The sequence below is a fragment of the Frankia sp. CpI1-P genome (assembly GCF_001421075.1).
Taxonomy (GTDB): Bacteria; Actinomycetota; Actinomycetes; order Frankiales; family Frankiaceae; genus Frankia; species Frankia torreyi.
This window is the reverse complement of record NZ_LJJX01000032.1, coordinates 64,132-86,495: the sequence shown is the minus strand read 5'-3', so window position 1 is coordinate 86,495 and position 22,364 is coordinate 64,132. Positions and strand designations below refer to the sequence as shown.

At 72.0% G+C, this 22,364-nt stretch carries 12 protein-coding genes and 21 pseudogenes; 22 read left to right on the top strand and 11 right to left on the bottom strand.

Translation table 11 applies throughout. From position 1 onward, the window contains the following. Positions 1 to 2,244: 2,244 nt before the first annotated feature. Positions 2,245 to 3,318, bottom strand: a complete 1,074-nt coding sequence (locus FF86_RS20390; RefSeq protein WP_044886468.1) for an Lrp/AsnC family transcriptional regulator — start codon at positions 3,316 to 3,318, stop codon at positions 2,245 to 2,247. Between the two features lie 210 nt (positions 3,319 to 3,528). On the opposite strand from FF86_RS20390, the pseudogene FF86_RS53410 reads away from it, so the two are divergent. The 3 genes and pseudogenes from FF86_RS53410 to FF86_RS53400 all read left to right on the top strand — a co-directional run. Then, positions 3,529 to 3,727 (top strand): annotated as a pseudogene (locus tag FF86_RS53410) (MFS transporter); the annotation flags it as partial. Between the two features lies 1 nt (position 3,728). Further along, positions 3,729 to 4,282: pseudogene (locus tag FF86_RS53405) on the top strand (MFS transporter); the annotation flags it as partial. A gap of 1 nt (position 4,283) precedes the next feature. Further along, positions 4,284 to 4,974: MFS transporter (locus tag FF86_RS53400; protein ID WP_242419146.1), on the top strand; the 691-nt coding region annotated here is incomplete at its 5' end. Positions 4,975 to 5,088: 114 nt separating this feature from the next. On the opposite strand, the gene FF86_RS20380 is transcribed toward FF86_RS53400, so the two are convergent. After that, positions 5,089 to 5,691 (bottom strand): nucleoside triphosphate pyrophosphatase, encoded by a 603-nt coding sequence (locus FF86_RS20380; RefSeq protein WP_044886467.1) that lies wholly within the window; start codon positions 5,689 to 5,691, stop codon positions 5,089 to 5,091. Between the two features lie 355 nt (positions 5,692 to 6,046). Here FF86_RS20380 and hpnH (FF86_RS53395) point away from each other — a divergent pair. The 18 genes and pseudogenes from hpnH (FF86_RS53395) to FF86_RS53325 all read left to right on the top strand — a co-directional run. After that, positions 6,047 to 6,531, top strand: a pseudogene (gene hpnH / locus FF86_RS53395) (adenosyl-hopene transferase HpnH); the annotation flags it as partial. 9 nt (positions 6,532 to 6,540) lie between these two features. Further along, the coding region (gene hpnH / locus FF86_RS53390) for an adenosyl-hopene transferase HpnH (protein ID WP_242419145.1) at positions 6,541 to 7,048 on the top strand (508 nt) is incomplete at its 5' end. Positions 7,049 to 7,490: 442 nt separating this feature from the next. Continuing rightward, positions 7,491 to 7,669 (top strand): annotated as a pseudogene (locus FF86_RS53385) (hypothetical protein); the annotation flags it as partial. Position 7,670: 1 nt separating this feature from the next. Further along, a pseudogene (locus FF86_RS53380) lies at positions 7,671 to 8,982 on the top strand (branched-chain amino acid ABC transporter permease/ATP-binding protein); the annotation flags it as partial. A 1-nt stretch (position 8,983) separates the two neighbouring features. After that, positions 8,984 to 9,618, top strand: a pseudogene (locus FF86_RS53375) (branched-chain amino acid ABC transporter permease/ATP-binding protein); the annotation flags it as partial. A 34-nt stretch (positions 9,619 to 9,652) separates the two neighbouring features. Continuing rightward, positions 9,653 to 9,697 (top strand): annotated as a pseudogene (locus FF86_RS53370) (hypothetical protein); the annotation flags it as partial. A 1-nt stretch (position 9,698) separates the two neighbouring features. Continuing rightward, the coding region (locus FF86_RS53365; protein WP_242419144.1) for an ABC transporter ATP-binding protein at positions 9,699 to 10,400 on the top strand (702 nt) is incomplete at its 5' end. Continuing rightward, positions 10,397 to 10,854, top strand: a pseudogene (locus FF86_RS53360) (ATP-binding cassette domain-containing protein); the annotation flags it as partial. The gene FF86_RS53365 and the pseudogene FF86_RS53360, both read left to right, overlap by 4 nt. A gap of 1 nt (position 10,855) precedes the next feature. Next, positions 10,856 to 11,161 (top strand): annotated as a pseudogene (locus FF86_RS53355) (ABC transporter ATP-binding protein); the annotation flags it as partial. Positions 11,162 to 11,228: 67 nt separating this feature from the next. Next, positions 11,229 to 11,516 (top strand): annotated as a pseudogene (locus FF86_RS53350) (AMP-binding protein); the annotation flags it as partial. Position 11,517: 1 nt separating this feature from the next. Continuing rightward, positions 11,518 to 11,739, top strand: a pseudogene (locus FF86_RS53345) (cyclohexanecarboxylate-CoA ligase); the annotation flags it as partial. 1 nt (position 11,740) lies between these two features. After that, positions 11,741 to 12,730: pseudogene (locus FF86_RS53340) on the top strand (class I adenylate-forming enzyme family protein); the annotation flags it as partial. 276 nt (positions 12,731 to 13,006) lie between these two features. After that, the gene (locus FF86_RS20355) at positions 13,007 to 13,801 is read left to right on the top strand and encodes an SDR family oxidoreductase (protein ID WP_044886463.1); all 795 of its coding nucleotides are present in this window, start codon (positions 13,007 to 13,009) and stop codon (positions 13,799 to 13,801) included. Between the two features lie 60 nt (positions 13,802 to 13,861). Then, complete coding sequence (locus FF86_RS20350) at positions 13,862 to 15,049, top strand: cytochrome P450 (protein ID WP_044886462.1); 1,188 nt, start codon at positions 13,862 to 13,864, stop codon at positions 15,047 to 15,049. After that, positions 15,046 to 15,270, top strand: coding sequence for a ferredoxin (locus FF86_RS20345; RefSeq protein WP_044886461.1), 225 nt, complete (start codon positions 15,046 to 15,048; stop codon positions 15,268 to 15,270). The genes FF86_RS20350 and FF86_RS20345 overlap by 4 nt, the downstream gene beginning before the upstream one ends. Beyond that, positions 15,207 to 15,997 (top strand): annotated as a pseudogene (locus FF86_RS53335) (ABC transporter substrate-binding protein); the annotation flags it as partial. The gene FF86_RS20345 and the pseudogene FF86_RS53335, both read left to right, overlap by 64 nt. A 1-nt stretch (position 15,998) precedes the next feature. Further along, positions 15,999 to 16,268 (top strand): annotated as a pseudogene (locus FF86_RS53330) (branched-chain amino acid ABC transporter substrate-binding protein); the annotation flags it as partial. Position 16,269: 1 nt separating this feature from the next. Beyond that, positions 16,270 to 16,643 (top strand): annotated as a pseudogene (locus FF86_RS53325) (branched-chain amino acid ABC transporter substrate-binding protein); the annotation flags it as partial. A 481-nt stretch (positions 16,644 to 17,124) separates the two neighbouring features. On the opposite strand, the pseudogene FF86_RS53320 reads toward FF86_RS53325, so the two are convergent. The 4 genes and pseudogenes from FF86_RS53320 to FF86_RS20325 all read right to left on the bottom strand — a co-directional run. Beyond that, a pseudogene (locus tag FF86_RS53320) lies at positions 17,125 to 17,362 on the bottom strand (heat-shock protein HtpX); the annotation flags it as partial. A 1-nt stretch (position 17,363) separates the two neighbouring features. Next, positions 17,364 to 17,535 (bottom strand): annotated as a pseudogene (locus FF86_RS53315) (phosphatase); the annotation flags it as partial. Positions 17,536 to 17,683: 148 nt separating this feature from the next. Then, on the bottom strand, positions 17,684 to 18,230 hold a 547-nt coding region (locus tag FF86_RS20330), incomplete at its 3' end, for an aquaporin (RefSeq protein ID WP_242419159.1). 74 nt (positions 18,231 to 18,304) lie between these two features. Next, complete coding sequence (locus tag FF86_RS20325) at positions 18,305 to 18,832, bottom strand: ArsI/CadI family heavy metal resistance metalloenzyme (RefSeq protein ID WP_044886484.1); 528 nt, start codon at positions 18,830 to 18,832, stop codon at positions 18,305 to 18,307. 100 nt (positions 18,833 to 18,932) lie between these two features. Here FF86_RS20325 and FF86_RS20320 point away from each other — a divergent pair, with 100 nt between their 5' ends. Beyond that, the gene (locus FF86_RS20320) at positions 18,933 to 19,373 is read left to right on the top strand and encodes a helix-turn-helix transcriptional regulator (protein ID WP_044886483.1); all 441 of its coding nucleotides are present in this window, start codon (positions 18,933 to 18,935) and stop codon (positions 19,371 to 19,373) included. Positions 19,374 to 20,064: 691 nt separating this feature from the next. Here the strand turns inward: FF86_RS20320 and FF86_RS53310 are convergent. The 5 genes and pseudogenes from FF86_RS53310 to FF86_RS62860 all read right to left on the bottom strand — a co-directional run. Then, a pseudogene (locus FF86_RS53310) lies at positions 20,065 to 20,284 on the bottom strand (hypothetical protein); the annotation flags it as partial. Between the two features lies 1 nt (position 20,285). Next, positions 20,286 to 20,485 (bottom strand): annotated as a pseudogene (locus FF86_RS53305) (MaoC/PaaZ C-terminal domain-containing protein); the annotation flags it as partial. A gap of 109 nt (positions 20,486 to 20,594) precedes the next feature. Further along, a pseudogene (locus tag FF86_RS20310) lies at positions 20,595 to 21,002 on the bottom strand (MaoC family dehydratase N-terminal domain-containing protein); the annotation flags it as partial. A 202-nt stretch (positions 21,003 to 21,204) separates the two neighbouring features. Next, positions 21,205 to 22,105, bottom strand: a pseudogene (locus FF86_RS20305) (phosphotransferase family protein); the annotation flags it as partial. 1 nt (position 22,106) lies between these two features. Continuing rightward, on the bottom strand, positions 22,107 to 22,197 hold a 91-nt coding region (locus FF86_RS62860), incomplete at its 3' end, for a hypothetical protein (protein ID WP_255355859.1). Positions 22,198 to 22,364: the final 167 nt, after the last annotated feature.

Genomic DNA, 22,364 nt, shown 5'->3' with positions numbered 1-22,364 from the left:
CCAACACCAGCCTGCCACACCCCAGAACTAAACAGCGACGGTCTACTAGCGCACGATGATGCGGGCCGAGGCCAGATTGGGGATGCGGCGCGAGGTGGCGGCGACGTCACCGTCGCGGTGGGATTCGACGAGGGCGGTGGCGAAGTAGGTGCCGGGCGCGTCGTAGGCGTGCGTCGTGGTCACGGTCACCTCGGCCTGTGAGCCGTCGAGGTCCTCCGTGCGCGGGAAGCTGCCCTGCCCGTCGAAGTCCCACCGGAGGCCGATGATCGTGCCGGCGCCGGGCGGCGTCTCGGCGTGGGCGGACAGCGTGACCGCCTCGCCCACCGCGACCTCGGCGCGGGAGCCGCCGTTCGCCGTCACCGACACGACCGGCTGGATGCCGCGGCGCTCCTTGGCCGTCGCCGGCAGGACGATCGCGCCGTCGCGGTAGTCGTACTCGGTGTCCACCGGTTCGACGCCGTTCTCCACCCAGTCGATCAGGTCCGCCAGGGACTGCTCGATGATCGGCTGGTAGTCCACCAGGTAGGTGGTGTTCGCCCGGCCCGGCACCGAGGCGGCCATGTTCGGCGGCACGTGCTCGGCGTTCTCGGTCCAGCGCAGCCGGAACTTCGTGNGGGCCAGCTCGACGCCGTACTCGCGTTCGATGTTCGCCTTGAAGCCCAGGCCCTGCGGCGGCCAGAGCGACGAATCGTGCGTGTGGTGGACCCACAGCAGCTTGCCCTCGATGCGGCCGGTGTGCTTGACGCCCATGAACGGCGACATCTCCGGTAGTTCGTACTGCTGGTAGAGGGGCTGGCCGTCGACCCGCAGGAAGTCGTATTCCGGTTCCCACGGGAGGAGGTGGTGGCGGTAGTAGTAGCAGTAGGCGAGGAAGGCGTGGTTGTCGACCCGGATCCGGTCGCCCGGCTCGACCCCGGTGAAACGCAGGTTCGCGGCCTCGCCGTCGCTGTCGACGAGCAGGACGTCCCGGTGCCCGTTGAGGACGTAGAGCTTGCGTCCGGCGGCTGCGCCGCTGGTCAGTTCGACGCCGGCCCCGAGGATGTAGCCGGTGGGAACCTCGTCGAGCTGCACCGCCATCGGGATGTGCCACATGTTGTTCATGGCCGCGAACAGCGCCGCCAGCGCGCGCACCTGGCCCAGCTCCGCCGTCTGCAGCGTCGGGTCCTCGAGCAGGTCCTTCGCGTACAGGACGCGCCTGACGGTCGTGTCCAGCTCGATCAGGTCGTCGCGCACGAGCTCGGGCTGGTCGAACCCGACATGACCGGGCCTGGTCCAGAAGTTCTCCCAGTATTCCGGATAGTCGGCCTGCAGGCGCGTGGCCATCGACGACCACAGCCACATCTGTCCCATCGGCTGGGCGATGAAGGACTCGTCGCCGCGCGGATAGCCGATCCGGTAGACGTTCGCGAGTTCCTCGCGNTGATGGGTGTTCAGGCCGGCGAACGGATCGCCGCTGCCGCCCGGCCACATCGCGTCGATCACGTCGTGGATCTTGTCTCCGAGGACGCGCTGGACGTTGAACATGGAGCTGAAATTGGGCGTGCCGTTGCGCAGTAGTCGCAGGTCGCCGTAGTCGCCGTCCTGGGCGTCGCCCATGTAGGGCAGGGCCGCGTCCCACACGTCGGGCGCGTAGGCCAGGCACAGCGGCGAGCGCCGCGCGCCCCCGCTGCCGCCGTACACGTAGGCGTAGGCGGTCGGCGCGCCGTAGATCTGGGCGGCCACGAACTTGGCGAACCGGGCCGACTCGGCGGCGGCCCGGTAACCGTAGATCGTCGGATCGGGGCCGGCCTTCGGATCCATGACGTCGCCGATGTGACCCATGTTGGACTCGACGGCGTAGCCGCCCATCCGGAAAATCATCTCCAGCCCGCCGGTGACCTGGCCCAGCGGGCCGGTGTTGACATTCTCGTGGCCGGCGTTGGCGCCTTCCAGCGGCTGGAAAAGGCGGCCCTGCCATCTCGCTGCGGGCGGATAGCACAAGGCGAACCGGGTGCTCGTTCCCTCGAAACCGCCGTGGATATAACGATGCTCGACGGGCTCGCTGCGCTGCTCGTCCTCGTCGATGTACGGCACCCCGAAGAAGCTGTCGGTCACAACGTAGGAATCGAGTCCAAGGGACGTCATCGAACTTCCTTTCACGCCTGAGTCACCCACATCGGCGAAGCTGACCAGGGGTTGACAGTAGAGTGACGCAGACCACAAGTCAACGGCGTTCACCGTGGGGCTGGTTGGCAGGACGAGCGCTCAGGCGGGCGAGTCGGTGCGGCGGGCGTCGCGGTGGGTGCCGCGGTGGGGGCCCGCGCCCTTGAGGGTGCGGTGGATGGGGGCGGTCTCGAGGCGGCGGATGCCGGGGATCGCGGCGACCGGGCCCGTCAGGTAACGGTAGAGGGCGCCGGCGTCGCGGCAGACGACCGCCGCGTACAGGTTCGCCGTGCCCGTGGTCGCCCCGGCGAACGCCACCTCCTCGTGCTCGGCGAGCGCGGCACCGACCTCGGCGAGCCGGGCCGGCTCGACCTCCAGCCACAACGATGCCTGCAGGTGCCCCAGCAGCGTGGCGTGATCGAAGTCCAGGTCGTAGTAGAGCGCGCCGGACGACCGCAGCTCCGCCAGCCTGCGCCGCACCGTCGTCTGTGACCACCCGGTGGCCGTGGCCAGCTCGGCCGCCGAGGTCCGGCCGTCCATGGCGAGCGCGTCGAACAGCCGCTGATCGTCGCGGCTGAGCCGGACGGGGGCCTCGGTGATCTCGGTGATCTCGGTGGTCTCGGTGGTCTCGGTCGAGCGGCGCGCTGGCGCGTCGGGCGGGGCGAGCGCCGCGGTCTCGGCCGGCCCGAGTGGCCCGGTACGGGTCAGCGGGCTGAGGTCGCGGCCGAAGAAGACGTGCAGCAGCGCGTGCGCGGACACCTGCACGACCCGGGGGGTGCGCGGGAGCTGCTGCAACAGCAGCGTGTCGTCCTGGCCGGGGGCGGCGCCCTGCACGATGCAGGAGATCTCCGTGCCGCCGGAGATCAGGCTCACCCACCGGGTGTCGGTGCGCCGGGCCAGCGCCTCCCCGACGGACGCCGCCGCGTCCGGGGTGCACCGCACCCGCACGAGCCACGCGGTCAGCCCGACGCGCAACGGGTCGACCAGGCCCAGCACGCGCAGCGTCCCCGCGCCGCGCAGCCGGGCGTAGCGGCGGGCCACCGTCTGGTCGGAGACGCCCAGCACCTCGCCGATCCGCGCGAACGGTGCCCGGCCGTCGATCTGGAGGGCATGCATGATCCGCCGGTCGAGCCGGTCCAGATCGTCTCCCGAAGACCACGACACGTCGGATTCCACCCATGGAGGCTAGCCGCTGTCGGATTCCGCCNCACCGGCGCCGATGGCTGGGGTTCGGGCCCGGCCCGGTGGACGGTGGCACCACGGATCGACCGGCTGTCCGGCCGCCGCTGCTCGACCGGCTGTCCGGCCGCCGGTGCTCGGCGCCCCGCGGTCGGACGACGTCACGGCCGCCACCCGGCCCTCGCCCCCGGAACGGAGTTCCCCGACATGCGCAAATGGCTGCCCCTCACGGCGATCTGCCTGGGCGCCTTCATCCTGCTGGTCGACGTCACCATCGTGAACGTCGCCCTGCCCCGGATGGCGGACGACCTGCACGCGTCCTTCACCTCCCTGCAATGGGTGATCGACATCTACGCCCTCGCCCTGGCCGCCCTGCTGCTGGCCGTCGGCTCGCTGGCCGACCTGTNCGGCCACCGCCGGCTGTATGTGGCCGGGCTCGTCGTCTTCGCGGCCGCGTCCCTGGCGTGCTCGCTCGCACCGAACGCCGCCGTGCTCATCACCGCCCGCGCGGTGCAGGGCGTCGGCGGTGCCGCGATGTTCGCGACCTCCGCCGCGCTGGTCGCCGCCACCTACCACGGTCGGGACCGCGGGGTGGCCTTCGGCGTGTGGGGCGCGGTCAACGGCGCCGCCGCCGCGGCCGGGCCGATCGCCGGCGGACTGCTCACCGAGGGCCTCGGCTGGCAGGCGATCTTCCTGGTGAACCTGCCGATCGCGGTCGTCGCGATGATCCTGACCCTGCGGGTGCTGCCGGCCGGGTCCCGCAAAGCCGGCCGCCTCGACCTGCCCGGTGCGATCGCCTTCACCCTGGCTGCGGCTGCTGTGACGTACGCGCTGATCCGAGGCGGCGAACAGGGCTGGGACGACCGGCTGGCCGTGGCCGCGTTCGTCGTCGCCGGGCTCGCCGCCGTCGGCTTCCTCGTCGCCGAACGGCTGACCGCCCGCCCCATGCTGGACCTGGCGCNGCTGCGGCGGCCGTCCTTCGCGGGTCTGCTGACCGGGGCGTTGCTGTTCCAGCTGGCGGCGTTCGGCGGCCTGGTCTACGTCTCGCTGTGGCTGCAGAACGTCCTCGGCCTCAGCCCCGTGCGCGGCGGCCTGGCGCTGATGCCGCTGGCCGGGACGGCATTCGTGGTCGCCGCCGTCGCGGGTCGCCACACCCACCGGTTCGCGCCGCGCCTGCCGATCGGGGTAGGGCTGCTCTGCGTCGCCGCGGGCTCGGCGCTGCTGCGGCTGTTCGTGGGGACCGGCTCCGGCCAGTCCGCGCTGTTCGCGGGCCTCGCCGTGGTGGGCGTCGGCGTCGGCCTGACCACGCCGGTGCTGGTCTCCGCCGCGGTCGAGTCGGTGCCGCCGCGGCAGGCAGGCATGGCCGGCGGTGCCGTCAACACCTTCCGCCAGCTCGGCATGACCCTGGGCATCGCGCTGTTCGGAGCCGTCTTCTCGGCGCGGCTGCGGGCGGCACCGTCGGTCCGGGCGGGCTACGCCGCCGGCATCGACCGGGTCGCACTGTGGGCGGCGGTCGCGGCCCTGGTCGGCGCCGTGGTCGTCCTGACCTCCGTCCGCCGCGGTCCGCACGCCGAGCCCGACCCGGCGCCGGGCGCGACTGCGAGCGCGGATGCGGCCGGCAGCGCGGCGACGGCCGTGAGCGCGCGCACGTAGAACGCCGCATGGCGTGGCGTGGCGCGGTTCCGCGGAACATCCATCGCCGGTCCCGGTCCCGGTGCCTGCCCGCGCAACGCTGTGCTCGCGCAACGCTGTGCTCGGCGGTGGGGCTCAGGGACGGTTGGCGGCAGGGGCGGGGACGGCGGTGCCGGCGGCGGTGAGCAGGTCACGGACGACGGCGGTCGGCAGGCCGATAACGGTGTCGAGGGCGCCGTCGACGGTGGTGACGAACGCGGCGGCGCCGCCCTGGATGGCGTAGGCGCCGGCGGCGTCCATCGGCTCGCCGGTGGCGACGTAGGCGGCGAGCTCGGCGTCGGGGACGTCGCGCATCGTCACCGCGGTGACGGCCGCGCGGCCGCGGATGGTGCCACTCGCCGCGTCGAGGACGACGACGCCGGTGACGACCCGGTGGGTCCGCCCGCGCAGGCTGCGCAGCATGGCGAGGGCCTCGGCGGGGGAGGCGGGCTTGCCGAGGATCCGGCCGTCGACCTCGACGACGGTGTCGCTGCCGAGGATGAGGTCCTCGGGGCGCAGCGCGGCGACGGCGCGGGCCTTGCGCTCGGCGAGCTCGACGGTCAGCTCGGGGGCCGTCGCGGTCGTCGTGGACTCGTCGACGCCGCTGACGACCACCTCGAAGGACACGCCGAGCCGGGCCAGCAGCTCGCGCCGCCGCGGTGACCCGGAAGCGAGCACGATGCGCCGGTTCGCCGTCATGTGGGCAGCGTAGCCAGCGCGGGCCACGGCCGGACCAGGCCCGGCGAGTTTGCGTTCCGGCGCGCCGGCGTCGTCCTGCGGCGAGCTTTCAGGGTGCGGTGGACAAGCACATTCGACCAGGCGTCGAACGCGGAGCCGAACGAGCACCCGGCGGCCCGGCGGACCTCCTGACCGGGCTATTCGTCGATTGACCCTTTCGGGTGTGGGCGGGCTGGGTTGGGTCGTACCTCGTCGGTTACATAACTCTCACCGGTACTCGGCCGCGAACCGGATGGATTGTGGACCTAGACTGGTCCCGGCAGGGCACTGCTCCACCCACCCGGCGAGATCGAGATCAACCACCAGGAGGGTGAAAATGGCCATTCCAGCGCGTCAGGCGATCAGAGTCGGAGCCTATCTCGCGAAGCAGAAGATTCTGCGGCGCGAGAAGTTCCCCATCACCCTTGAACTGGAACCGCTGTTCGCGTGCAACCTGGCCTGTGAGGGCTGCGGCAAGATCCAGCATCCGGCGGACGTGCTGAAACAGCGCATGCCGGTCGAGCAGGCGCTGGCCGCGGTCGACGAGTGCGGCGCCCCCGTGGTGTGCCTGGCGGGCGGTGAACCGCTGATGCACCCGCAGGTCGAGAAGATCGTCGAGGGCCTGGTCAAGCGCAAGAAGTTCGTCTACCTGTGCACGAACGCGCTGCTCATCCCGAAGAAGATCGACAAGCTCACCCCGTCGCCGTACCTGTCCTTCGCGGTGCACATCGACGGCCTGGAGGAACGTCACGACGAGATCGTGGCGAAGAAGGGTGTGTTCGCCCAGGCCGTGGACAACATCAAGGAGGCCCAGCGGCGGGGNTTCCGGGNGACCACCAACACGACCTTCTTCAACACCGACACGCCGCAGAACGTCATCGACGTCCTGAACTTCCTCAACAACGACCTCAACGTCGACGGGATGATGCTCTCCCCGGCGTACGCCTACGAGAAGGCCCCCGACCAGGAGAACTTCCTGGGTGTCCAGGAAACCCGGGAGCTTTTCCGGAAGGCGTTCGCGGAAGGCCGCCGGAAGGGCTGGCGACTCAACCACTCGCCGCTCTACCTGGACTTCCTCGAGGGCAAGCTGGACTTCCCGTGCACCGCGTGGGGAATCCCGTCCTACTCCCTGTACGGCTGGCAGAAGCCCTGCTACCTGATGGGCGACGGCTACGCCGAGTCCTACCAGGAGCTGCTCGACACCACCGACTGGGACTCCTACGGCCGCGGCAAGGACCCGCGCTGCGCGAACTGCATGGCGCACTGCGGCCACGAGCCGACGGCCCTCGCGGCGACGTTGGGCTCCCTGCGCGAGACGATCCGCGCCGCCGCGCGCTGATCGCCGCCGGACGCGGACGGCCCGGTATCCCGCCCCGGGCGGCTCCCTGTCCGCACCCCCGACGGCTCGGCATCCCGGGCCGTCGGGGCCTGGCCGGTCACGCGGCGGCGCCGAACGACCGGCCGTTCTAACTCTTCCGTCACCTGCTCCGCCGCACCCGACGCGTCGCCGTCGCGCCGCCCTCGCCGGGGGCCTCGATGCCCCTGCGAGCAGGTCGGACACCCGCTGCAACAGAAGAACGCGCCAAGCCTCTGGTCGACAGACAATCTGACGGTATGATTCCGGCCACACGATCGAGTGGGCGGTCTGGTCGTTCGGGTGGGCATCCGACCGGGCGGGCCGTCCGGCCCCTGTGGTGGGTTCGGTCTGAGGCAGAATCTGACGGGAGTGTCGGAATGATCTTCCGAGGTGTGCGTTCCCGGTCGGCAGGGTGGCCGATCGCATGAACGACCTCTTACCCTTTGTGATCATCGGCCTGGTTTCCGGTTCCGTCTACGGGCTGGCGGCCACGGGCCTGGTGCTCACCTACAAGACATCCGGGATCTTCAACCTTGCGCACGGGGCGGTCGCCACGACCGCCGCCTACACCTTCTACTTCTTACGGGTCCAACACGACCTCCCNTGGGGATTCGCCGCACTGCTGAGCGTCGGCGTCGTAGGACCCGCCCTCGGACTTCTGCTCGAGTTGATGGCACGCCGCCTCGCCGAAGTCCGGGTCGTCTACAAGATCGTTGCAACCATCGGCATCATCCTGGCCGTCCAGGGCTTCTTCACCGCCCGCTACGGCGCCCAGAGCCAGACCTTCCCGACGTTCCTGCCGACCGGCTCGGCGTTCACGCTGTCCGGGACGGTCGTCACCTGGGACCAGATCATCATCACGGCCATCGCGCTGGTCGCCACCGCGGGGCTGTACCTGTTCTTCCGCTTCGCCCGCCTGGGCCTGGCGATGCGCGGCGTCGTCGACGATCCGGAGCTGCTCGACTCCGCCGGCACCAACCCGGTGGCGGTGCGCCGCTGGTCGTGGGTGATCGGCAGCACGTTCGCCTGCCTCGCCGGCGTTCTGCTCGCCCCCAGCCTGAGCCTGGACGCCCTGCTGCTGACGCTGCTCGTCGTGCAGGCGTTCGGCGCCGCCGCGCTCGGCTACTTCTCCAGCCTGCCGCTGACCTACGGCGGCGGCCTCGTGGTCGGCGTGCTCGCCTCCATCCTCACCAAGTACGGCGCGGTCACCCACCCGAACGCGCTGCTGACCGGGCTGCCGCCGAGCACCCCGTTCCTCGTGCTGTTCGCGGTCCTGCTCCTCACCCCGCGCCGGCGGCTGGTCGACCGGCGCCTGTCGGCCCGGCTGCTGGTCACCGACACCTGGCGGGCGCCGGCCCGCATCCAGGCCAGCGGTGCCGTCGTGCTCGCGGCGCTCGCCGTCGCCGTGCCGTTCCTCGTCGGCAGCGCGCGCGTCCCGACCTACACCGACGCGCTGCTGAAGGTCATCCTCTTCCTCTCCCTCGGCCTGCTGGTGCGCACCTCGGGCCAGGTGTCGCTGGCCCATGCCGCGTTCGCCGCGATCGGCGCCGCCGCCATGGGGCACTTCACCACCGGCCTCGGCCTGCCCTGGCTGGTCGCGCTGCTGCTCGCGGGCCTCGTCGCCATCCCGGTCGGCGCGATCATCGCGATCCCGGCGATCCGGCTGTCCGGGGTGTTCCTGGCCCTGGCCACCTTCGGCTTCGGCATCGCGCTGGAGCAGATGGGCTACCCGCTGAAGATCCTGTTCGGGTCCAGCACGTCGGGCGTGCGGGTGCCCCGCCCCGGCCTGTCGGCCTTCGAGAGCGACCGCGGGTACTACTACCTTGTCCTGATCTTCGTCGTACTGGTCGCGGCCCTGGTGGTGGGCGTGCACCGCAGCCGGCTCGGGCGCCTGCTGCGCGGCCTGAGCGACTCGCNGACGGCGCTGGCCACCCACGGCGCGAGCGTGAACACCACCCGGGTGCTCGTGTTCTGCCTGTCCGCCTTCGTCGCCGCGATCTACGGCGGCCTCTACGGCGGGTCGGTCTCGGCCGTCACCGGGTCGTCGTTCTCCTCGTTCTCTTCGCTGGTGATCCTCGCCGTCCTGGTGATCAGCCTCGGCGGGGAGCCGTGGTACGCCTTCCTCGCCGCGGCGGGCATGGTTCTGCCCAGCGCCTACATCACCAACGAGAACACCACCAACTGGCTGAACTTCCTGTTCGGCGTCTCCGCCATCGCGGTGTCGCTGAGCGGGGGGCCGCCGCGCAACGTCGCGCTGCGCCGGCTGGCCGACCGCCTCGGCGGCCGGCCAGCCGAGGCCGCGACGGCCACGGCGGCCGGGAGCGCACCGGCCGGCGAGCCGGGCGCCACGCCGCCGGTCGGCGCGGACGAGCTGCCCGTCGACGTGCTGCCCCTCGACGCGACCGCGGCGGCCGAGGTGGCGGCGATCTCCATCGAGCGGCCCGAGGCGGTCGCCGCCGCGCCGGACAGCGGCATCCAGGTGGAGAAGGTCAGCGTCCGCTTCGGTGGCAACCTCGCCGTCGACAGCTTCTCGCTGATCGCCCCCCAGGGCCNGGTCACCGGGCTGATCGGGCCCAACGGCGCCGNCAAGACCACGACGTTCAACGCCTGCTCCGGACTGGTCCGCCCCAGNAGCGGGCGGGTACGGCTGCACGGCTCGGACGTGTCGCGCCTCGCCCCGTCGGCGCGGGCCCGCGGCGGCCTCGGCCGGACGTTCCAACGGATGGAACTGTTCGACTCGATGTCGGTGCGGGAGAACATCGTGCTCGGCCGGGAGGCGTCCATGGCCGGGGTCCGGCCCTGGCGGCACCTCGCCGGGACCCGCTCGCAGCGCAAGGTCGTCGCCGACGCGGTCGAACGCGCCGCGGCCACCTGCGGGATCACCGATCTGCTGGACCGGCCCGTCGGCATCCTGTCGACCGGGGAGCGCCGGCTGGTCGAGCTCGCCCGCTGCCTGGCCGGCCCGTTCGACATGCTCCTGCTCGACGAGCCGTCGTCCGGCCTGAACCGGCTGGAGACCGCCCGCTTCGGTGAGGTGCTCGCCGAGGTGATCCGCCAGGGCGACGTCGGCGTCCTGCTCATCGAGCACGACATGGCGCTGGTGATGGAGGTCTGCCACTACATCTACGTCCTCGACTTCGGCGTCCCGATCTTCGAGGGGACACCCGCCGAGGTCGCCGCGAGCGACGCCGTGCGCGCCGCCTACCTCGGCTCCGAGGCGCCCTCCGGCGACCAGTCCGACCAGTCCGACCAGTCCGAGCCGGCCGGCCAGTCCGAGCCGGCCGAGCCGGCGGCGGCGTCGCGCCAGACCGTGTCCCAGGAGGTGAGCTCATGACCGTCACCGAGACCCGCCCGGAGGGCGAGGGTGCCGCCGCCCCGTCGGCGACTCCGGTGCTGGAGGTCCGCGGGCTGGACGCCGGCTACGGCTCGTCGGCCGTGCTGCACGACGTCTCGCTGACCGTGCCGCGCGGCAGCGTGGTCGCGCTGCTCGGGCCGAACGGCGCGGGCAAGACGACGCTGCTGCGGGTGGCCTCGGGCCTGCTGCGCCCGACCCGCGGCGAGGTGATCCTCGACGGGCGGGACGTCACCCGGGCCCGGCCCTACCAGCGGGCCCGGGGCGGGCTGTGCCACATCCCGGAAGGCCGGGGCGTCTACCCGTCGCTCACCGTGCGGGAGAACCTCGTCCTGCACACCTGGAAACGCAACGTCGACGACGCGGTCGAGCGCGCGGTCGCGAACTTCCCGATCCTCGGCAGCAAGCTGTCCCAGCCGGCCGGCGAACTCTCCGGNGGCCAGCAGCAGATGCTCGCGGTGATGCGCGCCTACCTCGACGAACCCGCCGTCGTGCTGGTCGACGAGGTGTCGATGGGGCTCGCCCCGGTCATCGTCGACCAGATCTACGAGTTCCTCGACCGGATCGCCCAGGCCGGAACGTCGCTGCTGCTCGTCGAGCAGTACGTCCACCGCGCCCTCGCCGCGGCCGACCGGGTCTGCGTGCTGACCAAGGGGCGGATCGTGTTCGACGGACGCCCCGAGGACGTCGCCGAGGAGGTCTTCGAGCACTACCTGGGCGTCGCCCCGAACCACGGCGGATGACGAGCGACACCGGCACCGATCGGGAAGCCGGCACCGACCGGGGAGCCGGCACCGATCGCAGAGAGGAGTGGCAGCCGTGACGACGTCCGCAGCGGCCGTGATACCCATCGACGACCTCACCTTCTGGGAGGTGTGCGACCGGCGGGCCCGGCTCACCCCGGACCGGTTGATGATTGTTGACGAGCGGGATCGCCGGATCACCTTCGGCGAGTTCCGCGACCGGGCCGAACGGGTGGCCGCCGGTCTGCACCAGCTCGGGATCGGCCCGGGATCCCGGGTGACCTGGCAGTTGCCGACCAGGATCGAGACCCTGCTGGTGTGCCTGGCGCTCGCCCGCCTCGGCGCCCACCAGAACNCGGTGATCCCGGCGGTGCGGGGCCGGGAGGTCGGCTTCGCGCTGCGCCAGACCGGCGCCGAGTGGGTCGTGCTGCCCGGCACCTGGAACGGGTTCGACTACGTCGAGATGGTCTCCGGGCTCGACTGGTCGGACGCCCCCCGGCCGCGGATCGTCGTCGTCGGTGTCGACGACCTGCCCGACGGCGACCCGGCGATCCTGCCGGCGGCGCCGACCGATCCGCNCGAGGCCCGCTGGACCTTCTACACCAGCGGTACGACGTCCGAGCCCAAGGGCGTGCTGCACTCGGACGAGTCGTTGATGTGGGGCGGGCGGGGCTACGCCGAGCGGATGCGGCTCGACGCCGACACGGTGTTCGCGATGCAGTTCGCCATCGCGCACATCGGCGGGCCGAACCTGTTCTGCTTCATGTTCTCCGTCGGGATCCGCACCCTGTCCGTCGAGCGGTTCGACCCGTCGTCGCTGGCGGAGCTGTTCCGCCGGCACCGGGTGAACCTGTGCGGCGGCAGCGTCGCGTTCGGGGAGCTGCTGCTGCGCGAGCAGCGCCGGCGCGGGGCCGGCCGCCTGCTGCCGGACCTGCGCCAGCTCGGCGGCGGCGCCGGCCCCACCCCCCCGGCGATGTTCGACCAGATCACCGCCGAGCTCGAGGTGACCTACATCCCCGCCTACGGGATGACCGAGGTCCCGATGATCGCCGTCGGCTACCCCGACGACGACGTCGAGCTGCGCCGGGGGACCGACGGGGCGCCCGTGCGCGGCATCGAGATCCGGGCCGCCCGTCTCGACGGCACCGTCGCCGACCCGGGGGAGGAGGGCGAGCTGCAGATCCGCGGACCCCAGGTCTGCGCCGGCTACCGGGATCCGGCGCAGACCGCGGAGGCGTTCGTCGACGGCTGGTTACGCACCGGAGACCTGGGGCTGGTCCGCCCGGACGGCCGGATCAAGCTCACCGGCCGGATCAAGGACATCATCATCCGCAAGGGCGAGAACATCTCCGCGCGGGAGGTCGAGGACCTGCTGGGCACGCACCCGCTGGTCGCCCGGGTCGCCGTGGTCGGCCTGCCCGACGACGAACGCGGCGAGCGGGTCTGCGCGGTGGTGGAGCGGGTGCCCGGCCAGCCCGACCTGGACTTCGCCGAGATGCAACGCCACCTGCTCGCCGCGGGGCTGGGCCGCTACAAGCTGCCCGAGCAGCTCGAGCTCACCGACGAGCTNCCCACCCAGGGCTCGATGCTCAAGATCTCCAAAGCGGCGGTCCGTCGCGAGCTGCTCGCCCGCGCCGGGGCCGGTACCTGAGAGACGCGCGGCGCCGGCCTGTACGCGGGCCGGCGCCGCGTTGCTGTGCACCTGGCCGGATAGTGCGGGTCATCTGACGAATACGTCACCTGAAAAGGGCACTCAAATGCGCTTCTCCGTATAAGTTTCCTCACCCGGAGAGATGTGGCATGCTTCACGAATCTGGCAGCGTGTAGACGTCCGGGGAGGTCGCTGTGGATCTCGGGATCGCGGATCGGGTCGCGGTGGTGTCCGGCGGCAGCCGCGGCATCGGGCGCGCGGTCGCCGAACTGCTGGCGGCCGAGGGGGTGCGGGTCGTCGTGACCGCCCGCGGCGCCGAGGCGGTCGGCGAGGTCGTGGAGACGATCCGCAAGAACGGCGGCGTCGCGCACGGCGTGGCGGCGGACATGACGGTCGCCGAGGAGATCGAGCGGGTCGTGGCCGAGGCCCGGGAGCACTTCGGGCCGCCGGACATCGCGGTCAGCAACGTCCACGGCCCCGGCCCCGGCGACTTCTTCGACCTCACCGGGGACGACTTCGCCCGCGCCTTCCGGGAGATGACCCTCAGCGTCATCCACCTCACCCGGCTGGTCGCGCCCGCGATGCGGGAACGCGGCTGGGGGCGGCTGGTCAACATCGGCTCAGGCGCGGCCAAGGAGCCGCCGCCCGAGCTCAAGCACATCCTCGCCAACACCGTGCGGGCCTCGGTGGTGACGCTCAACCGCTCGCTGGCCAACGAGTTCGGCCGCGACGGCGTCACCGTCAACACCATCGGCACCGGCTTCATCGCCACCGACCGCATGTGGGACTACGTCGGCGGCGTCGGGGCGCAGCGCGGCCTCGCGCCCGCCGACATGATGACCCAGTTCAGCACCGGCATCCCCGTCGGCCGCCCGGGCCGCCCGGAGGAGATCGCCGCCGTCGTGGCCTTCCTCTGCTCGGCCTGGGCCGGCTACGTCACCGGGCAGCTCATCCCGGTCGACGGCGGAGCGCTGCGCTCGGCGTTCTGAGCGGCCCCGGCGGACCAGCGGACCAGCGGACCAATGGATCAACGGACCCAGGGAGGCCACATGTCGGCCGGCGAAGCCCAGCCCTTCACCTTCGAGGACCTGCCCGTCCGCGACGACCGGGACGCCGCGTGGCGGCTCATCCGCGAACGCGGGGGAATCGTCCAGCTCGAACCCGACATCGCGCTCACCGATCACGCCCTCGTCGAGGCCGCGTTCCGCAATCCGGCGGTGTTCTCCTCCCGGCAGGCCTTCGACAGCCTCGGCAGCCCGCTCCCGCTGGTCCCGATCGCGTTCGACCCGCCGGAGCACGCCCGTTACCGGCACATCCTGCAGCCCTTCTTCAGCCCGCGCAGCATCAGGCCGTTGGAACCGGAGTTACGCCGCCAGCTCGCCGAGCTCATCGCGCCGCTGCCGGCGCGCCGCGAATGCGACTTCGTGGCCGACGTCGCGTCGGTCTTCCCGGTGCAGGCCTTCCTGACCTTCTTCGGTCTCCCGCTGGACATGCGCGACCAGTTCGTCGCCTGGAAGGACGCGATCCTCGCATTGAGCGACCCGTCCGGGGCGATCAGCACCGACGAGGCCGACCTGCGCCACGCCGGCGAGCTGTTCACCTACCTGTCCGAGCTGGTGGCCGCCCGCCGCGGCGTTCCCGGCCCGGACGTGCTCAGCGAGCTGCTCTGCCTCGACGGTGACGACGCGCTCACCGACGCCGAGGTGATCGGCCTGTGCTTCCTGTTCGTCCTCGCCGGCCTCGACACGGTGACCGACGCCCTGGGCTTCGGGATGGAACGCCTCGCCCGCAACCCCGACCGCCGCCAGGAGATCGTCGACGATCCCGCCCTCGTCCCCGCCGCCGTGGAGGAGCTGCTCCGCCTCGACCCGCCGGCGCCGTTCGTGCCGCGGATCACCACCGCGGCGACCGAACTCGGCGGGCGCACGCTGCCCGCCGGCACCCGGGTCACCGCCTACATCGCCGCGTGCAACCGCGACGAGGCGCGCTACCCCGATCCGTACGGGATCGACTTCCACCGCGGCGACAACCCGCACGCCAGCTTCGGCGTCGGCGTGCACCGCTGCCTCGGCTCCCACCTCGCCCGCCTCGAGATGCGCCTGGTCTACGAGGAGTGGCACCGTCTCATCCCGCACTACGACATCGCGCCCGGGTTCGCGCCGACGGTGAAGTTTCCCCGCGGCACCGTCGGCCTGGAGGCCCTTCCCCTCGTCCTCACCCCGGGCGCGGCGCGGTGAGGGTCACGATCGACCGCGACCTGTGCGTCGGGCACGGGTTGTGCTACATGCTCGCCCCCGACGTCTTCCACGACGACGACGAGGGCTACGGCCAGGTGACGGACGACGGCCCGGTCGCCGCCGACCGCGTCGAGGGCGCCCGGCGCGCCGCCGGATCGTGCCCCGAACGCGCGATCACCCTCATCACCGCCACCGCCACCGCCACCGCCACCGCCGACTGACCGCGTCGCGACCGGCTGCGGCGCCCGCGGACCGTCGACGTTCCCGTCCGCGGCATCCCTGTTTCTTCCCTCATGCCCATGGCGTGGGGGGAGGTGCTGGATACGACAACCCGTTGAAGAAGAAGGGCACCTGTGTGAAGCGCCAGATATTACGACCGGCCGTGTGTCTCGTGGCCCTGGTCCTCGCGGTCGCCGCGTGCGGCAGCTCCGGCAGCTCCGGTGGCAGCTCGGGCGGGTCCGGGGGCGGCGCCTCGGCGGCTCCGGCGGCCCCGAAGTCGCCGGCACCGACCGGCAGCCCGCTGGTCATCGGCACGGTGGGCCAGTTCAGCGGCTTCGCCGGCGTGATCTCCAAGGCGACGGCGGACGCCGTGCAGGCCTGGGCGCAGTGGACCAACGACCGGGGCGGGATCAACGGGCACCCGGTCAAGGTCGTCGTCCGCGACGACGCCAACGACCCGGCCAAGTCCCTGGCCGCCGTCAAGGGCATGGTCGAGAACGACCACGTGATCGCGCTCGTCGGCACGCACGAGTCCGGGCTGGAGTCGTCCTGGCAGAAGTACATCGACGACAAGAAGATTCCGGTGATCGGCGGCTCGGCCACCGCGGCGCTGTGGCTGACCGATCCGAACTTCTTCCCGACCTCCGACACTGCCGTCAACTACGTCGTGTCCGAGGTGAACGCCGCCAAGATCGCCGGTAAGAAGAAGCTCGGCATGGTCGTCTGCGCNGAGGTCCCCGCCTGCGCGCAGGGACTCACGCTCGCCGGCGGCATCGCTACGAAGCTCGGGCTGCAGTTCGCCTCCGGCCTGGCGATCTCGTCGTCGTCGCCCAACTACACCTCCCAGTGCCTCAACATGCGCTCGGCCGGGGTGGACTCGATCATCCTCAACAGCTCGGGTGAGGTCAGCGAGCGCTTCGTCGCGGACTGCGCGAAGCAGAACTACCGGCCGCAGCTGATCTCCCCGGGGCAGAGCTTCCTCGACAAGCTGCTGGACAACNCCAACTACAACGGCGCCTACATCGCGAACGACTCGTTCAACTGGTTCGGTGGCGCGCCGGAGTCGGCGGACTTCCTGCAGGCGATGAAGACCTACAAGTCGAGCACCCCGCTGAACGCCAGCGCCAGCGCCGGCTGGGCCGCGGGGGTCACCTTCGGCAAGGCAGCCGCGAAGATCGGGCCCAGCCCGACCTCCGCCGACATCTACACCGGGCTCTACGCCCTGCCCGCGAACAACACCCTCGGTGGTCTGATCCCGCCGACGACCTACACCAAGGACAAGCCGGCGACCTCCACCCCGTGCGGCTGGTACGGCGTGATCAAGAACGGCAAGCTCACCGCTCCCCACGGCGCAAGCGCCATCTGCGTCGGGTAGCGGCTGTGTCGGGTAGCGGCTGCGACAAGTAGCGGCTGTGTCGAGTAGCGGCTGTGTCGAGTAGCGGCCGCGACGAGCCCGTGCCGGCGGGAGTGCCCCGCCGGCACGGGCTCTCGTTCGTCAGCCCCCTCCCGGCGGCGCGTGCCGGACGCTGCATAGTCGTTGTGTCAGATTTGTTGCCGCTAGGCGGCAGGGGTCGAGGGACGTCGGCCCGCTCCGCCGGCCGCGGAAGGCGACGGCTCCCGGCCCGTTCGCCCGCCGAGGCATCACGGTGGTAGCGGGATCGCGCTGGCGCGGCGGGCGCCCTGGCGGGGCCGGCTTCGCAGGGTGACGGCGTCGGTGGAAATGTGAGATGAGCCGGCGCGGCTCGGAATCTGGTGACAGATCTGTTAGAAATGGAAGGGGTCGGTGGCTAATCGGCCCGCGGGCCGCGGCTGCCATCCGGGTACAGCGCCGCGGCCCGCTCATCGCTTCGCCTCGGTCAGGTGCCGGCGGGGAGCAACTCGGCCAGGAGTCGGTCGACGCGGGCGCGGATCTCGTCGCGGATGGGGCGCACGGCGTCGATGCCCTGGCCGGCGGGGTCGTCGAGTTTCCAGTCCTCGTAGCGCTTGCCCGGGAAGATCGGGCAGGCGTCGCCGCAGCCCATGGTGATGACGACGTCGGAGGCCTCGACCGCGTCGACGGTGAGGATCTTCGGGGCCTGCTCGGTGAGGTCGATGNCGACCTCGGCCATGGCCGCGACGGCGGCGGGGTTGATCTGGTCGGCGGGCGCGGAGCCGGCCGAGCGGACCTCGACGCGGTCGCCGGCGAGGTGGGTGAGCCAGCCGGCGGCCATCTGGGAGCGGCCGGCGTTGTGGACGCAGACGAACAACACCGACGGTCTCGCGGTCATCGAAGTGTGCTCCGTTCGCGGGATGGGTGTGGCGCGTCGGCCTGCCGACGCGGGTCGCTCACGAGGCGCCCCGGCGCGACCGTGGGCGGGTAGAACAGCCGGACCAGCCCGTAGCCGACCGCCCCGCCGACCACCTGGACGGCGATGNACGCCGGGGCGGAGGCGGGGGCGATGCCGGCGAAGCTGTCGGAGAACATCCGCCCGACGGTGATCGCCGGGTTCGCGAAGCTCGTCGAGCTGGTGAACCAGTACGCCGCGCCGATGTAGGCGCCGACCGCCGCCGGGGCCCGCTCGGCCCGGTCGGACCGGGCCAGCGCGAAGATCAGCAGGATCAGTCCGGCGGTGGCCACGACCTCGGCAAGCAGATGCGCCCCCGACGCCCGGTGGTGCGAGGCGATCGACACCGCCGACCGGTCGAACATCAGGTTCGCCAGCACCGCCCCCGCGACACAGCCGGCGACCTGCGCGGGCAGGTAGGCGGCGGCGTCGCGCCACGACAGGCCGCCGAACGCGGCGTCGACGAGGCTGACCACCGGGTTGAAGTGCGCCCCGGACACCGGGCCGACCATGAGGATGATCGCGAACAGGCCGGCGGCGGTCGCCGCGGCGTTCTCCACCAGCTCCAACCCGACCTGGTCGGGGCTGAGCTGGACCGCGGCGATCCCCGACCCGACGACCAGGGCGGCCAGCAGCATGCTGCCCACCGCCTCGGCGGCCAGCCGCCGCGCCAGCGCCGGCCGACCACCCGACTCACTGTCCGCCACGGGGTTCAGCGGGCGCCGGCGGGCGCCGGTTCGGCGCCCTCGACGCCGGCGGGGTCCGACGTCGGGCCGCAGTCCACCCCCGGTCCGCAGGCGCAGGCCGACCCCGGGCCGCCGCCCGGTTCCACCATCCGCAGCGTCGGCATCGACCCATCGACGACGTCGGAGAGCACCGTGTAGACCTCCCACGGCGCACCGTCGGGATCATCGACCCACACCTTGTCCTGTACCGCGTAGCAGCAGGCGGTGTTCTCCTCGACCGCGGTCTCCAGCCCGGCCCCCGCCAGCCGGGTCGTCGCGGCGGTGACCTCCTCGGTGGATTCGACCTCGACGCCGAGATGGTTCAGTGCTCCCGCGACCCCGCTGCCGCGGGCGTCCGGGTTCTCGATCAGCACCAGCTTCAACGGCGGCACGTCGACCGCGAAGTTCGCATACCCCGGCCGACGCTTCGCCGGCGCCACCCCGAACAGCTTCGAGTAGAACTCCACCGCCGCGTCCACATCGGACACGTTCAACGCCAACTGCACCCGCGCCATCCCGACCACCTCGCTTACATCGACACTCGTCTATGCCTGCCGGACGGAGCATGCCCACNGACATAGACCACTGTCAATCTCTCGTGGCATGCTGGTCCCCATGGCCACGACCTCGATGCCCGCCCCCGCCACGGCGTCCACCGGCCGGCCCGACGAGGCCGGCGGCGACCCGGCCGGTGCGCTCGGGGCCTGCTGCACCCCGCTGGCCGCCGCGCCCCTGTCCGCGCACGACGCCGACCAGCTCGCCGCCGTGCTGAAGGCCATCGCGGTCCCCGCCCGGCTGCGACTGCTGTCGATGATCTACGCCCGCGACGGCGGCGAAGCCTGCGTCTGCGAACTCACCGAGCCCCTCGGACTGACCCAGCCGACCGTCAGCCACCATCTGAAGGTCCTCGTCGACGCCGGCCTGATCAGCCGGGACAAGCGCGGCGTCTGGGCCTACTACCGGCCGGTGCCCGGCGCCCTCGCCGCTCTCGGCACCCTGTTCAACCCGCGGCCGCCCGCCGCCGGCCCGCCCGCCGAGAGCTGCGCGCAGTGCTAGCCGATCAGACGCGGTCCCGACCCGACGAGGCACGTAACTGGTCTGTAGCTCGGCGCGCCCGGTCCGAGCGGATCCCGTCCGGTTCCGGCTCCGCGGAATCTGCATGACCGTGTCACCTGCTCGCGGCGGCGGCGGCGATCGCGGAGCGTGGCGGCGACGGATGGGTGTTCGGGGTGGATGCGTGGGAGAGCGACCACCGTGGTCCCTGTGGCCGGTTTGGCGTCCGCTATGTCCATAGCAAATATGTCCATAGCAAAGAACCACGGGACGCCGGCCCCTCGCACACCCCCGCTCTCACCCCCCTCGATCGTCACCGTCAGTAACTAGGCGGCTGGGGCTCGGCCCGGGCTCCGGCGAACAGCCGCGCGGGCGGGGGACTGGGGCGCGGTTCCGCGGAACACCATGATCCAAAAGCCGAAGCCGAAGGTCGGGGTCCGGGTGCGTGGTGCGGTTCGGGGGAACATCTTGATCGTCAGTGGGGGTCGCGGGTGGAAGGTGGATCCGCGGTCCGGCTGTCGCCCTGATGCCGGACCGCGGATCCCCGGCCGCGCCCGTCGCCGAGGTCGGCTGACTCTCGGAGCAGGCGCCACCGAGTCTTGGGGTAACGCCACCCGGCTGATCCCGGCCGATCCCGGCCGGGATGGGAGCGGCCCAGCGTCGAGCGGTCGATCCTGCGGGCCGGCGTCCGCCGTCAGTGCGGGAGCAGGAACTCCGCGGCGCCGGCGATGGCCACGCCGCCGGTCTGACGCGCGCAGCTCAGGTCCACCGAGACCAGCCGGCCCTCGGGCTGCTCCTCGATGGCCGTGACCACCCCGGAGCAGGTCAGCACGTCGTCCGGCCAGACCTGCTCGCGGAAGCGGACGTGGAAACGGCGCACGTTCTCCGCGCCCAGCCAGTCGGTGGCGAAGGTGNCCAGCAGGGCCGCCTGGTGCATCCCCTGGGAGAACACCGACGGGTAGCCGGCGCGCTGGGCGAACGTGTCGTCGTAGTGCATCGGGTTGAGGTCGCCCGACGCCCCCGAGTAGCGCACGAACATCTGCCGGGTGAGCGGGCCGAACGCGCGCGGCTCGGGGGAGGAACCCACCGCGAGGTCGGCGAGGGTGGTGCCAGGGNCCGTCATGCCTTCTCCTCGGTAACCGGCGCCGGCTGCGCGGCCGCCGCCGACTCCGCGGTCTTGGCTGGTTCCGCGGACTTGGCCGGTTCCGCGGACTTGGTGGCCTTCGCGGTCTCGATGTAGGTCGCGCGGCCCTCGGCGACCAGGGTGCCCGCCTCGTCGCGGAACTCGGTGACGATGACGGCGAACTTCATGGTGCCCCCGCGCCGGCCCGGCTTCTCGTAGCGCTCGGCGAGGCGCTCGGCGGCGTAGAGGGTCTGCCCGGCGCGTGGCGGCGGCCCGTGGAAGATGTACTCCTGCTCGCCGTGCAGCAGCCGGCGGCGGTCGAACCCGTGCGGCACGCGGGCACCCTCGGGCGCCCAGCGGTTGGCGTTGATCAGAAACGTCGGCGGGACCACGGCGTCCGGGTGCTGGTATTCCGGCGCCTCGGACTGCATGGCGAGGGCGAACTCACGGATCTTGCCGCGTTCGATCGGGAACTCCCACGCGGCGCCCGCCTCGCTGGGTGCGCTCATCACTGCTCCGTCGGGTCGTCGGTCGAGGTGGTCAGGCGGTGCGCCCGGGGTCGCGATCTGGTCGGCCCGTCGCCGGGCGGCGGCNCCGTGCTGCGTGCTGCCTGCCGCGCCACCGTGACGTGCTGCACGCTAGCAGGAGGCAGAGCAACTTTCTAACGCTGCTGTCATGTCTCTGCGGGCGGCCGTCCCCGGGTGGNGCTGCTCAGGCGGCGACGCGGTCGAGGCCGCGACGGATCATCCTGATGGTGCGGCGGGCGTAGGCGGAGGCGACCCGTTCCGGCAGCCCGCCGCTCGTCATCAGCAGCACGCCGAGGCGGCTGTTGATCAGCGTCATCACGGTGGCGGCGAGCAGTTCGTAGTAGTCGATGTGCTCCACCGGCCGGCCGGACAGCTCCTGGTAGCGGGCGATGATCGCGGCCCGGTCGGGCACGCCCTCCAGGCGGGTCAGCCGCTGTGCCTCGCAGAGGAAGTCCTCGAACATCAGCCACCAGCCGAGGTCGATGCCGGGCGGGCCGACGGTGGCCGTCTCCCAGTCGAACATCGCCCGCACGGACAGGTCGGCACCGAAGCTGATGTTGCCGACCCGGGCGTCGCCCCACACGATGCCGGCGGACGGATCGTCGGGGCGCTCGCGCAGCAGGTGGTCCACGGCGGCGGCGACGGTCTCGGGCTCCCAGCGCAGGCTCGGCCCCGCCCAGGTGTGCCAGTCGCGCAGCGCCGCCAGGTAGCGGTCGAGCGCGGTGCCGGTGCCCGCGGGCGTCAGGAACTCGAAGCCGTCGCGCACGTCGATGCGGTGCAGCGCGACCAGGGAGGCCAGCGCGTTGTCGTGCATCAGGGTCCGCTGCGCCGGGCTGAGATCGACCGTCCAGCCCTCGGCGTGCCAGCTCGGGACGTCGCCGGGCACCCGGCCGTCGACCCGGCCCATCAGGTAGAACGGCGAGCCCAGCACGGTGGGATCCGACTCGATGTACCAGATGGTCGGCACCGGCACGCCCGGGTGGGGGGCGAGCGCCTGCATGATCCGCGCCTGGCGGACCGCGTCGGGGGTCACGAAGAGCTGGTGGCCGGTGGGCTCGATGCGCAGCACGAGGTCCTCGCCGCGGNGCGGGCCGTCCGGCGGGGTCCAGGCCAGGTGCAGGTAGAGGGTCTCGTTGGAATAGCCGGCCTTCGGCGAGGTCAGGGGCGAGATCTCCACGTCGGTGGCACCGTGCCGGTCCCNCAGCCACCCCCGCAGGACCTCCCGGGTCGCCTCGAGATCCCGTCGTGCCGTGGTGGCCATCCTGACTCCTTCCGCCCGCGTGCCCCGGTTGCCGACCGCCCGGACCGGCTGATCGCCCAAATACTAGACACGGATGTCAGAAT